The organism is Cytobacillus firmus (genome assembly GCF_023715565.1).
Classification (GTDB): Bacteria; Bacillota; Bacilli; order Bacillales; family Cytobacillaceae; genus Cytobacillus; species Cytobacillus firmus_C.
This window is the reverse complement of record NZ_JAMBOJ010000093.1, coordinates 1-12,442: the sequence shown is the minus strand read 5'-3', so window position 1 is coordinate 12,442 and position 12,442 is coordinate 1. Positions and strand designations below refer to the sequence as shown.

The window sequence follows — 12,442 nt, the reverse complement described above, 5'->3', positions numbered from 1 at the left end:
GGAAATTCACTGCCAAAAAATAAGAATTTAAAGAATTAATACCCTGAAATAAGAGAAAGGTGAATTTGAGCGCACTCAAATTCACCTTTCTTACTATCTGAAGCTAGTTTTGTCCCAGCCCCTTTTTCCATCTTTTTTAGTTTGCATTTTTTATATATTTTATATCTTCAACACTCCATCTCTCAGGAGCATTACCCTCTTTGTATTTTCCGATTACCCACTCATAATCGTAATATTCAGGTGATTCATATGCTAAATATATTTTTCCTTTCTCCTGTCTGAATGCATATGGTTTTGCAAGTGGTTTGTGTATCCATTCATACTGATGATTTCCAATATACATATAACAAGGACAATCATTTCTATTTTTAATGACATATGACAGAAAATCCTCAAGTGCATTTAATGAATCCATAAAATCCTCGTATTTAATGGGCTCTTTTAAACCCTCAACTTCATTATTTAAGTGCTCATTTTTTTCTATTAGTTCTTTATTCTCATTAATTACAAATGTGTTTTCTTCGATCAATTCTTCAACTGCTAATATCTGTTTTTCTAATGCTGCATTTTCTTTTTTTAATTCGTCTGCGGAATTAGACACACTTAAATTATCTATAATAGCCGTTACTAAAAATGCTAGTAACATAAGGAATGCATAAGTTTTAAAGTTCCTTTTGATAACTAAACACCTCCTAAAAAGCTAGATGAAAAATGCTAGGATAAACTCCGTCATTAATTACAAAACAGAATCTTAATTCCCTCGATGCTGGTAGTTTTCGTGGCTTGGTTCCTGCTGGAAGAAACACCATTTTAAATAAAAATTATTGAAGTGGCTGTCGATTCTTATTTTTGATACCTCTATACTTTATTAATTGTTGTTTTTCACAATAAATGTTGCCCGTTGCTTGCAGCGATAGAATGCCCGCCACTACGTGTCTGCGGGGTCTCACCTGTCCCGCTATTTCCGCAGGACGTTGAATAATCTTACCAGAGTAATCACCGCACGAAGAAAATGCGCAAGTATTTTTGAGGATCTAGCACTTTTTCACTACAATAAACACAGTAAATTCAAATAGCAACAAATTTTGCGAAGTATCCCTTATACTTAATACGATAAAAACTGTTTTGGATTCGTAATATTTAAAATATTTTATCTGATTCAATAAATAATTACAATTTTTCACCAAAAAAATTAGTTCGTTGCCGTTAAGTGAACTACTAAATATTTGAAACTATAAAAAACATATCAACAAAAATAGAGAAGCTAATTCACATTTGAATTAGCTTCTCTATTGATAATGCTATTTTATGAACCGGTTACTAAAGAGTGCCTTCTACTCTTAATCTAAAATAGTAACTTTAACTGTTTTTCTGCCAAAATTGATGGCATCATCTTGAGATGGCATAAAGATATCAATCTTATTGCCTTTAATGGCTCCGCCAGTGTCTCCTGCGACAGCTTCACCATATCCTTCAACATGGACTTTTGTTCCAAGCGGTATCACATTAGGATCTACTGAGATTACTTTTTGATCAGGATTTTCTTTTAAATTGATTCCTGTTGCAGTTATTCCAGAGCAGCCTTCACAATTAGCCGTGTAGGCGGTCGCTTCCATATTCAACACTTTTTGAGGTGCTTCCTCATTTGCGGTTTCCGCCGGCTTTTCTGCAGCAGGCTCGGCAGCTGGTTTTGATTCAGCAGCAGACTGTGCTGGTTCCGGATTAGACTTTGCTTCTGGAGCTGGCTCTGATTTTTCAGCTGGCGGCGTTTGTTTTACTGCCTGCGATTCAGACTTTTGCTCTGAAGGTGCTGGTTCTGCAGGCTGTTCGGACTTAGCCGGAGCAGCCTGTACTGGAGCAGATACAGCATTAACAGCTTTGGCATCAGGGTATAGAATTAATTCATCATCCGGCCGAATTAAATCAGAGCTCAAGCTGTTCCATTCCTTGATTGCCTCGACTGTGACATTATGCTCTCTTGCTATATCCCATATAGTATCGCCTTTTGATACTGTGTATTTCTTTTCAGGGTATACATTAAGTACATCATCCGGCTGGATGATATGAGAAGACAGCCCGTTCCATTCTTTGATTATGTCAACTGGTGTATTATATGACTGGGAAAAATCCCATAAAGTATCGCCTTTTTTTACGGTTACTTCTTCTGCTTGTGCATTCGCACCTGCTGTTCCGGTAATTGCGGCAGCTGCTACAAAAGTTAAAATTGTTTTTTTCATAAGTTAAAACCTCCCGTATAGCTCTTTTTTAGCCAACGGGGATAATAATAACATGGAATTTCTGCTAAAAAAGAACAAACAGGTAATAATCCCGTTACGGATATAACAGCCTTATAACAAATACGTTTCAAGGTAAGGTGCTTTCTAAACTGAAAGTGGTGATTTTCCTGTTATCATGGCATTTAAACCAATGTTAATATAATTGGTCCATTTATTGGTAATATCTATTTTTAAACAGGAGAGGAATAAATTTCTAATGAAAAAGCCAATCCGTTTAGGATTGACTAGGCAGTTTTCGCAGGCAAAACAATATTGAATGTCGTACCTTTATTTAATTCACTCTCGATAAATACTTTCCCATTATGGCTTTCAATAATTTTAAAGCTGACCATCAAGCCTAAGCCATTCCCGTTTTTCTTGGTTGTAAAAAAGGGTTCTCCGATATTTTTCAATTTTTCCTGAGGTATTCCAACTCCTGTATCCTGTATCGCTATTTGCACCTGGTTATTTACGATAGATGCTCTGACGGTAATATCTCCTCCATCAGGCATCGCTTCAATTCCATTTTTAATAAAATTAAGGAAAACCTGTTTAAGGCGGTTTTCGTCACATTCAATCTGGATGATGTCTCCTTCATATTCAAAACGAATTTTCACTTCCCGTTTCCGGGCTTCGAATTCCAGAAAAGAGATGACATTTTTTATAATAGGTATGATATCTCTTTCCTCCAGTTCAACGGCTTTCGGCTTAGCAAGAACCATAAAATCTTCTACTATATTATTTACCCGGTCAATTTCATCTAAAATAATGCTTAAGAATTCCTGTCTCTCTTCATTCGTTTCATCCAGCTGAAGGTACTCTGTATATCCTTTCATTGTTGTCAGCGGATTTCGGATTTCATGGGCAACCCCTGCAGCAAGCTGGCCCACTGCTGCCAGTTTATCCTGCCGATGCAGTACTTCTTCTGTTTTTTTCCTTTCGGTTATATCGTTCCTAATGGCTAAGTATTGATAAGGTTTTTCGTTCGCATTCATGAACGGTACGATTGTAGTATGGACCCAGTAATATGAACCATCCTTAGCTTTATTGCGAATTTCCCCTTTCCATACTTCGCCTGAGCCAATTGTCTTCCATAAGTTTTTAAAAAATTCCTTCGAATGCAGATTTGAATTTAATAACGAATGATTTTGTCCTATCAGCTCTTCCCTGCTGTACTGGGAAATTTCACAAAACCTCTCATTTACATTGGTTATGATTCCTTTTTCATCAGTGAAAGCAATTATGGATGACTGGTCAAGAGCAAATTTAATATCATTAACCTCTTTCAGGGAATTATTGAGATTGGCTTCAGCAGTTTTCAAGGCAGATATATCTGTCCGGATGGAAACATACTGATAGGGTTTATTCTTTTTATTGAGGAAGGGTACAATTATTGTCTCGACCCAATAGTAGCTTCCGTCCTTAGCTTTGTTGCGGATTTCCCCCTTCCATATTTCCCCTGACCCAATCGTTTTCCATAGTTGGTGGAAAAACTCGGGCGGATGATATCCTGAATTTAAGATATTATGATTTTTGCCCAGCAGTTCGTATTCTTCATACTTGGAAATCTCAACAAATTTGTCATTCACATACGTGATAATTCCTTTAGGGTCAGTAATAGCCACGATAGATGATTCATCAAGTGCAGCCTGAACATCGTGCAAATGGGTGTTGCTTGCTTCCAGCCGTTTTCTGATTAGGATACCTGACATGATGAGGCCGCTCAGAATTACAGTTCCCGCAAAGAGTAATATAGGATTAAAAGATTCGATTATCGCAGACATTGCAGGCTTTAAGCCCCCTCATTTTTACTTTATCAATATGATTGTAATGGAATCATTAGTACCATGGAAGAGCCTGGAGGAAATAAAGTCATATGCCCATTAAAAATGGCAAACTTAAAAGCAGATTTTAAACCATTTTTTTGCCTGTCAAAATAATAAATAAAATTTTTAAAAAATTCAATCAAAATACTTCACATTCACTTAAATTCAGTATATACTGTACTACAACAGAAGTAATTAAAATAAACTGTATTATAAAAAAGGAGGAATTATGATGATTAAAAGTCCGGTTGAATTTTTTAGAACGCTTCCCAAAAAGGTATGCCCTGAGTGTGGCCAAACCGTAAAGGAACAGGCTGAATCATATTTAATGGAATGTGATCGCTGTCTGTCAAAGAAAATGGAATAGCACAATCAGCGGAAGGCTTCCTGGTCCTTCCGCTTTTTTTATAAGGCTCTTTTCGTAAAAAATTGTTGTTTTTCGCTTATCAATGTTGTCCGTTGATTGCAGTGAGAGGATGCTCAGCAAACCACGGGGCGGGCGGTGAGCCTCCTTGACGCTACGCGTCTGTGGGGTCTCACCTGTCCCGCTACTCCCGTAGGACGTTGAATAGCTACCTTGAGTAAACACCGCACGAAGAGAATGCGCATGCATTTTCGAGGATCTCGCACCTTCCACTACAATCAACTCAGTAAATATAATATAAATTGCGAAAACAGCCTTTTATAAAGATGCACAGCTGTTACAGAACAATATGAAATTATTTGAAAAATCTATAAATATATGCGCGTTTCCTGTATAATTGTTCCATAATCTCTTTATTTAGAGAATCGAAATAGGAGGGAACAATATATGGTCCAAACAGCTATAACCAGATTAAAGCGTCATGAGGTACCTAAAGAGCGCACATGGAAAGTGGAGGATTTATTTGCATTAGAGGAAGATTGGCATAAAGAGATAAGGAGTATTGAAGAGGATCTTGCTGTTTTTGATCAATTCAAAGGAAAACTTCATGAAGGTTCGCAGGTGCTGCTTGATTGCCTTTCCGCTGAGGAAAAGCTTTCTATCCGTCTTGTCCAGGCCGGCACATATGCAAGCTTGCACCAGTCAGAAGATGGCACAAATCCCGACAATCAGGCTAACTCATCACGAATAGCCTCCTTAAGAGCAAAAGCCGCTTCCGCTCTATCATTTATTGATTCTGAATTATTAACTCTGCCTGATGGTACAATTGAAAAATACATTAAGGAAGAAAGCAGACTCGAACCATTCAGAAACAAGCTTAACGATCTGCTGGAAACTAAGAAGCACAGACTTTCTCCTGAGACGGAAGAAGCGCTGGCTGCGATGGGAGAAGTATTTGGTGCTCCTTATACAATTTATCAGGCTGCAAAACTTGCGGACATGCTATTTGCCTCATTTAAAGACAGTAAAGGAAACGAATTACCAAACTCTTTTGCTCTTTACGAGGATCGTTATGAGTTTTCACCGGATACTACCATCAGGCGGAATGCGTATGCTTCATTTACAGATTCGTTGGAAAACTACAAGAATACATTTGCTTCTGCTTATTCTGCTGAGGTGAAAAAGCAGGTTGCGCTTTCGAAGCTGAGAAAATACAGCTCAGTCACACAAATGCTTCTCGATTCCCAGCATGTAACAGAGGAAATGTATAACAATCAGCTGGACATTATCCAAAAAGAGCTTGCTCCCCATATGCGCAGATATGCTCAGCTGAAGAAAAAAGTCCTGGGATTGGATAAAATGCTTTTTTGTGACCTGAAGGCTCCTCTTGATCCAGAGTTCAATCCGGAAACAACATATGAAAAAGCATCCGAAGTCATTCTGGAGGCTCTTAAAGTAATGGGCCCGGAATATACAAATATTATGGAAAAAGGCCTGTCAGAACGGTGGGTTGATTTAGCTGATAACGTTGGAAAATCCACAGGCGCTTTTTGTGCAAGTCCATACGGTTCCCATCCATTCATCCTGATTACATGGACAGACACGATGCGTGGTGCATTTGTTCTCGCTCATGAGCTTGGTCATGCGGGCCATTTTTATTTGGCCAATAAATATCAGCGTATCATGAATACCCGCCCTTCAACCTATTTTGTCGAAGCACCCTCGACACTAAACGAAATGCTGCTTGGCCAGCATTTATTGGCAGGTACTGAAGATAAGAGAATGAAGCGCTGGGTTATTCTTCAAATGCTAGGAACTTATTATCATAACTTTGTCACACATCTTCTCGAAGGAGAGTACCAGCGCAGAGTATATCGTCTTGCTGAACAGGGTGTTCCGCTAACGGCGAAAACACTCTCAGCTCAAAAATTAGATACACTTGCTGAATTCTGGGAAGATTCGGTTGAACTGGATGAAAGGGCCGCTTTAACCTGGATGAGACAGCCTCACTATTACATGGGACTTTACCCATATACCTATTCAGCCGGTTTAACTGCTTCCACCGCCATGGCACAAAGCATCCAGGAGGAAGGCCAGCCTGCTGTCGACCGCTGGCTTGATGTCCTTAAAGCCGGAGGAACAAAAAAACCGCTTGATCTCCTTAAGAGTGCCGGTATTGATATGTCTAAGCCAGACCCGATTCGGAAAGCAGTAAGCTATGTTGGATCATTGGTGGATGAATTGGAAAACAGTTATGTGTAACAAGAACCCCCTCCGATTTAAGGAGGGGGATTTTTGTTTTGCCGCTTTTTGCCACCGGTTGTTTAAAGTGTTCTGATAGGCAAATTAAGTGGTTTTAAGCTATTCGTCTTCTCAATAAAAACAAAGCTGTCATACCTTAAAGAGATTTTAGTGGGAACATAATTACCATACTGTTCAAATTCAGGATCATATACAACTCCAATTGCCTGGTGTCCAATAGTATCTGTGAATAGATCTCTGTTTTCATCGGTGAACAGCAATACTTTATCTCCGGGGCCAGCCATTTGAAGGGCATCCTCCCAGCTTCCAGCCTGTGCGGGAGGCACCTCCATAACCTGCATTTCACTACCCCATTGTTCGGCGGCTATAACGGTACCTGAGTATGTGCCAAAACCTAATGCGAAAACTTGATCTTCTCCATATTTTTCGCGGAGAATTTGTCCAACATTCACAAGCCCCTCTTCTTTCATATCGGTTGCTCTTGCATCTCCGATGTGTGTTGTGTTCCCAAACGATAACCTTTGCATCTTTACCGTAAAATCCCGATACTTCCTCCAGTGCACTTACCATGTGATGGTCCCTGATATTCCAATCCTCAGGACCGCTTTTTATCATCGCCCGATAATAATTTTCTTCATTCAAGGCAACAAGGCTGTTTATTATAAGGTTCAGCGATTCCTCTTCAAAGTTATGGGTTTCCTGCCACTTGTTTTTTATTTTCAGCAAAAGGTCGGCAACTTCCTTATCGCAGGCGTCTCCATAAAATTCTGCAGCCACTGCATAATTTTCCGGTTTCCGGTGATATGGCTCGAAGCAGGAAAATGCTTTTTCTGCAGCTTGCAGCTCGGCTGCTCCCTTTGATGCCAGAAGTTTTATTATTTCATCCATAGACTCCCATAAGCTATATATGTCGATGCCATAGAAACCTGCCATTAGGCTTTGCTCTTCAATGTGCTGATTATAATAATGAATCCAGGTAATCAGCTGTTTTATTTCATCATTCGCCCACATCCATGTCGTCCACCGGTTAAAACCCTTCAGTGCTTCAAGGGGGTTCATAGGCGCATACCCTTTAACATACCTGTTAACTGTAAAGCAGGAAGGCCAGTCCCCTTCCACAGCGATTGAACCCTTTCCGTTCAATCAGCTCTTTCGATATTTTCGCTCTTATAGTATAAAACTCTGATGTTCCATGTGAAGCTTCTCCCAATAAAACAAATTTTGCTTTCCCGTCAGCTTCAATAATGCGGTCAAACCAAAAAGGATCAGTGAAAGAACCTGCTTCTGATTGAATAGATGTAATCAGCTTTTTAGTTGCATTCATTTTTATCACCTCAATTTAGCCTTATAGCTAACTTGCCCATTTGAATTAGGATTATATGGCTGAATAATAGATCACTGAGGAGAGAAAACTTTAAAGAAAGCAGCTCGATACTATATCAGAAGGGTTAGTGAATCATGAAAGAAATGGATGAAAAATACCTGGGTTCTGCACCGAAAGAAAAGATGGTTACCATTGGAAATGACAGCCATTTTCCGAATCTGAAAAATACGGTAGGGGAATCTGTTGATGAACATGAACAGCTGGAAACCGCAAATGCTATTCTAGGCGCGAAAGAAATTGGCCAGCAAAATGAAAACCTATAAATGGGGAGGGAAACCATGGAAACAATAGATCCGAAAAAAGTAAAATCGGGAGATGAGGTATATGTAATTTACCATAATCCTCACACTCCCAGTGTAGCAAACGTAAGGCCTGCCGAAATTGTTCCGCATCCAAAAGATCCAAATGCAGTTGCCCTCTTTCTTAATGAATCCTTCCATTTAATAGAAGAAGACGATGCTCTGTTCTCTTCTGAAAAGGATGCAGAAGAAGCGTTTCAGGAGTTATATGGAGATTACTGAAGCCAATTAAAGAAAGACTGTTAGGTTTGAAACAGTCTTTCTCTATATGCTGATTATAAAATTTGAGGCAATTCCCTCATTTCGACAGTTGTTTCATCACCGCATAATGGGCATTTTAAGTCTGAAGAGACGAAATCTTTTCTCATCCAGCCATTACAGCTGTTACAGGAATACACCTCTGTGTCGAGCATTACAACCTCTGGCTTATCATCTTGTCCTTTTTTATTGAAAAAAATTGGAAACGCCCCCTTTTTTTCTTAGTATGGACAAGAAACGGGAAAATTATTGAAAAGATTTAAAATAAATTTGATAAGGAGGCTGTTGAATGGTCCGCCAACAGAAGAAAAAAAACCTTACTATTGCAGGAACCGATATTGATGAAGTGAAAAGGCTGAATAGACAATCAGGCTTATCATATAACGAAGTAAAAAGAATGCTGGCAGAAAATTACGGTAAGAAATGAAATATTTAATGTGCACTTTTATTCAAGTTCTACTCCTTCTTTAATGGCCAAAAATAGGCATGTTTTTGTGGAGAGTAGTGTAAGATCGGTTCTTCCATCAAGTGCTCGCCGGGCAAAAAAGCTGCCATTGTATTCTCGTATATCGAACAGGAAACATTATGCAGCTGCCATTTTGTATGATGAATATCACCGCGGAAAACGTGGTCACCTTTTGTTACCCATAAGCAATACCTTTCAGTCAGCCATTCATCAAGTGACCCTTTCTCAGAATTCAAAGGTCTGGATTCCGGTTTATATTGTGCTTTGAACTGTCCGAGCTCTTTATTATCGTTTTTCCGCCTGCTTTCATAATTAATGATTCCTGCTGATCTATGCATTTGCATTTCGGCATTCACATAGGGAAGGAAATACAGCAATCTGGCTCCTGTTACCGCTATAAGATTGTCCGCATCCAAGCTGAAAAAATAAACACCTTTCCTTCCCCCATACTCTGCATATGTTCTTACATTCAGTTCATTCATTGATTTCATCATTGGCAATGGCGGCAAGCCGCGGACTCTCATACTGCTGATCCAGAAAGGGACTATTCCAATCCATGCTTTTCCGTTGAATTTATCTAACGTTAACTGTGGCGGAATGTGCTTCTTCATTATTTCTGCAGGCACAGGCCAATGAGCAAACAGAACATCATTCCATATTTGCTTCATCACCCATGGCCTATCAGGCAGCGAAAACGGTCTGTGCCATGTTATCTCAAGTGAGTTTTCCATCCTCCTGCCCCATTCTTTATTATTAGTAAGAATATTCCTCGAATCTTCTGCTCTAAACCATCACCTTATCCAATGCAGTATTTTTAAAAAAAAGGCTGTTTTCGCAAAGTTTGTTGCTATTTATATTATATTTACTGAGTTGATTGTAGTGGAAGGTGCGAGATCCTCGAAAATGCATTCGCATGCTCTTCGTGCGGTGTTTACTCAAGGTAGCTTATTCAACGTCCTACGGGAGTAGCGGGACAGGTGAGACCCCACAGACGCGTAGCGTCGAGGAGGCTCACCGGCCGCCCCGTGGTTCGCTGAGCATCCTCTCACTGCAATCAACGGACACCATTGATAAGCGAAAAACAACAATTTATACGAAAAGGGCCAAAAAAAAAGATCGTCATGCTCCTGGCAAAATACACTCGGAAATGACGATCAACGTGTTATGCTTTTTTTTCATTAATGGCTTTCATCATACCCTTTGCGCGGTATGGAAATATCCACCCCAACAACATCTTCAATAACTGCATCCGCCTGGCCTTCCATATAGGTATCACTTACCTGCTCATGAGTTGTTGCGAGACCTGATGAAAGCTGATCATTTCTTTTATAATCCTCAGCCTCATAATATCTGCCAGCAATATTTTTGCCATTATTATTGTCCTTCTTATTCATTCAGAATCCCCCTTTCTAAAATAAGAACTATCCTTATTTTGGACATTAAACCGATTATCATACGATTCAAATCAAGGGAATGTTGAAAAACAAAAAATCTGCCCTCATATAGGCAGATTTTAAGCAGCTTTTATTGTTAAATTGTCCACTGATTTTACCAGCCTACGTAAGCAGCACCAACAATGATTAGAAGTATAAACAGGACAACGATTAAAGCAAATCCGCCGCCATATCCTGCGCCTGCACCCATTCTAACACCTCCTGACGTCTAGTGACAGTGTATGAACATGATGTTTGTCCCGAATGGGCAGATGTAACAGAGGAAAAAAAAATATATCAAAAATTCGCCGAAAATGTGAACAAAAATAGGAGATTAATTATCCAAATTAATTTGGTAAGAAAAAAACTCTTTACTGCAAACGGATTCATGTTAAAATAGACATGTATTCAGGTTAGATGTCTGACGTCTATTCACCTACCTCTTTGATAAGAGGTCTATATTTTTGACGTTCTGTAAAAACGTTTACATTATTCTAAATTCAACAAATGAGGTGTCAACATGAGTTTTATCTGGGGTATATTCGGGGTCTTGACCATATTGGGAATAGCTTTCCTTCTTTCATCCAATCGTAAAGCGATCAATTTACGCACAATTCTTGGCGGCCTAGCCATTCAGTTTGCCTTTGCGTTTGCCGTACTTAAATGGGATCTTGGGAAAAAGGCACTGGAAAAATTAACTTTTGCAGTAAATGATATTGTGAGTTACGCCAATGAAGGAGTTAATTTCCTCTTTGGAGGGTTATTTGAGGAAGGTTCAGGTGTTGGATTTGTATTTGCATTCCAGGTCTTGACTGTAGTTATCTTCTTCTCTTCCCTAATCTCTGTTCTATATTATACAGGGATCATGCAAATCATTATTAAAGTTATTGGCGGAGCTCTAGCTAAATTGCTTGGAACAAGTAAAGCAGAATCGATTTCTGCTGCTGCTAATATTTTTGTCGGACAGACAGAGGCACCTCTTATCGTGCGCCCTTTTATCAGCAAAATGACAAAGTCAGAATTATTTGCTGTCATGACCGGTGGTTTGGCTTCCGTAGCTGGTTCAGTTCTGATTGGTTATTCCTTGCTTGGTGTTCCACTGGAATACCTGCTTGCAGCAAGCTTTATGGCAGCACCTGCAGGTCTTATTATGGCTAAAATAATGATCCCTGAAACTGAAAAATCAGAAACAACAGATGATATTAACATTGAAAAAGATACACAATCTGTCAATATCGTAGATGCTGCGGCCCGGGGGGCGAGCGATGGTTTAATGCTTGCCTTGAATATTGGTGCCATGCTTCTCGCTTTTATCGCTTTAGTTGCGTTAATCAATGGAATCATTGGTTTTGCGGGCGGACTTTTTGGTTTTGAAAACATAACACTTGAAATGATTCTTGGCTTTATTTTTGCCCCGATTGCATTTGCAGTAGGTGTTCCATGGGCAGAAGCGGTGCAGGCTGGCGGCTACATCGGCCAAAAGCTTGTGTTGAATGAATTCGTTGCTTACTCAGCCTTTGCTCCTGAAATTAGCAATTTGTCTCCTAAGACTGTTGCAGTTGTCAGCTTCGCGCTTTGCGGATTTGCAAATATTTCTTCTATGGCTATCCTTCTCGGCGGCCTCGGCAATCTTGCTCCTGAGCGCAGAAATGATATTGCCAAACTTGGAATCCGTGCTGTAATAGCTGGAGCTCTTGCCTCTCTATTAAGTGCGGCGATTGCAGGAATGTTAATTTAATAGTCTGATGAGGCTGGGACAAAACTAGCTTCAGATAGTAAGAAAGGTGAATTTGAGTGCGCTCAAATTCACCTTTCTCTTATTTCAGGGTATTAATTCTTTAAATTCTTATTTTTTGGCAGTGAATTTCCTTAAA

At 39.5% G+C, this 12,442-nt stretch carries 13 protein-coding genes and 2 pseudogenes; 7 read left to right on the top strand and 8 right to left on the bottom strand.

What is annotated here, in order from left to right; all coding sequences use genetic code 11:
- Positions 1–136: 136 nt before the first annotated feature.
- From M3205_RS23945 to M3205_RS23935, 3 genes and pseudogenes are all read right to left on the bottom strand, one after another.
- A complete protein-coding gene (locus M3205_RS23945; protein WP_251172171.1) occupies positions 137–646 on the bottom strand; it encodes a hypothetical protein in 510 nt (169 codons plus the stop codon).
- A 694-nt stretch (positions 647–1,340) separates the two neighbouring features.
- A complete protein-coding gene (locus M3205_RS23940; protein WP_251172170.1) occupies positions 1,341–2,237 on the bottom strand; it encodes a LysM peptidoglycan-binding and 3D domain-containing protein in 897 nt (298 codons plus the stop codon).
- Positions 2,238–2,521: 284 nt separating this feature from the next.
- A pseudogene (locus M3205_RS23935) lies at positions 2,522–4,030 on the bottom strand (PAS domain S-box protein); the annotation flags it as partial.
- Here M3205_RS23935 and M3205_RS23930 point away from each other — a divergent pair.
- From M3205_RS23930 to pepF, 3 genes are all read left to right on the top strand, one after another.
- Entirely contained in the window at positions 3,987–4,163 is a 177-nt protein-coding gene (locus M3205_RS23930; RefSeq protein WP_251172168.1) for a hypothetical protein, read from the top strand. The pseudogene M3205_RS23935 and the gene M3205_RS23930 sit on opposite strands and share 44 nt — an antisense overlap.
- Before the next feature lie 171 nt (positions 4,164–4,334).
- Positions 4,335–4,469: a protein YhfH gene (gene yhfH, locus M3205_RS23925; RefSeq protein WP_009334590.1), complete on the top strand. Its 135-nt coding sequence runs from the start codon at positions 4,335–4,337 to the stop codon at positions 4,467–4,469.
- Between the two features lie 444 nt (positions 4,470–4,913).
- The gene (gene pepF, locus M3205_RS23920) at positions 4,914–6,728 is read left to right on the top strand and encodes an oligoendopeptidase F (protein ID WP_251172167.1); all 1,815 of its coding nucleotides are present in this window, start codon (positions 4,914–4,916) and stop codon (positions 6,726–6,728) included.
- A 62-nt stretch (positions 6,729–6,790) separates the two neighbouring features.
- On the opposite strand, the pseudogene M3205_RS23915 reads toward pepF, so the two are convergent.
- A pseudogene (locus M3205_RS23915) lies at positions 6,791–8,052 on the bottom strand (erythromycin esterase family protein).
- Between the two features lie 134 nt (positions 8,053–8,186).
- Here M3205_RS23915 and M3205_RS23905 point away from each other — a divergent pair.
- Entirely contained in the window at positions 8,187–8,375 is a 189-nt protein-coding gene (locus tag M3205_RS23905; RefSeq protein WP_251172165.1) for a hypothetical protein, read from the top strand.
- Between the two features lie 15 nt (positions 8,376–8,390).
- On the top strand, positions 8,391–8,633 hold the full coding sequence (locus M3205_RS23900) for a transcriptional regulator SplA domain-containing protein (protein WP_227887087.1): 243 nt from the start codon (positions 8,391–8,393) through the stop codon (positions 8,631–8,633).
- A gap of 53 nt (positions 8,634–8,686) precedes the next feature.
- Here the strand turns inward: M3205_RS23900 and M3205_RS23895 are convergent, their stop codons facing one another.
- Complete coding sequence (locus tag M3205_RS23895) at positions 8,687–8,869, bottom strand: cold-inducible protein YdjO-related protein (protein ID WP_095242748.1); 183 nt, start codon at positions 8,867–8,869, stop codon at positions 8,687–8,689.
- 89 nt (positions 8,870–8,958) lie between these two features.
- Here M3205_RS23895 and M3205_RS23890 point away from each other — a divergent pair, with 89 nt between their 5' ends.
- Positions 8,959–9,096 carry a hypothetical protein gene (locus tag M3205_RS23890; RefSeq protein WP_251172163.1) on the top strand — a complete coding sequence of 46 codons (138 nt, stop codon included), beginning with the start codon at positions 8,959–8,961 and terminating at the stop codon, positions 9,094–9,096.
- A gap of 29 nt (positions 9,097–9,125) precedes the next feature.
- On the opposite strand, the gene M3205_RS23885 is transcribed toward M3205_RS23890, so the two are convergent.
- The 3 genes from M3205_RS23885 to M3205_RS23875 all read right to left on the bottom strand — a co-directional run bounded on the left by M3205_RS23885 (position 9,126) and on the right by M3205_RS23875 (position 10,779).
- On the bottom strand, positions 9,126–9,866 hold the full coding sequence (locus M3205_RS23885) for a YqjF family protein (RefSeq protein WP_251172162.1): 741 nt from the start codon (positions 9,864–9,866) through the stop codon (positions 9,126–9,128).
- A 447-nt stretch (positions 9,867–10,313) separates the two neighbouring features.
- On the bottom strand, positions 10,314–10,529 hold the full coding sequence (locus tag M3205_RS23880; RefSeq protein ID WP_251172161.1) for a YozQ family protein: 216 nt from the start codon (positions 10,527–10,529) through the stop codon (positions 10,314–10,316).
- 154 nt (positions 10,530–10,683) lie between these two features.
- A complete protein-coding gene (locus tag M3205_RS23875) occupies positions 10,684–10,779 on the bottom strand; it encodes a YjcZ family sporulation protein (protein WP_076256549.1) in 96 nt (31 codons plus the stop codon).
- 309 nt (positions 10,780–11,088) lie between these two features.
- Between M3205_RS23875 and M3205_RS23870 the strand changes: the two genes are divergently transcribed.
- On the top strand, positions 11,089–12,306 hold the full coding sequence (locus M3205_RS23870; RefSeq protein WP_251172160.1) for a NupC/NupG family nucleoside CNT transporter: 1,218 nt from the start codon (positions 11,089–11,091) through the stop codon (positions 12,304–12,306).
- Positions 12,307–12,442 lie beyond the last annotated feature (136 nt).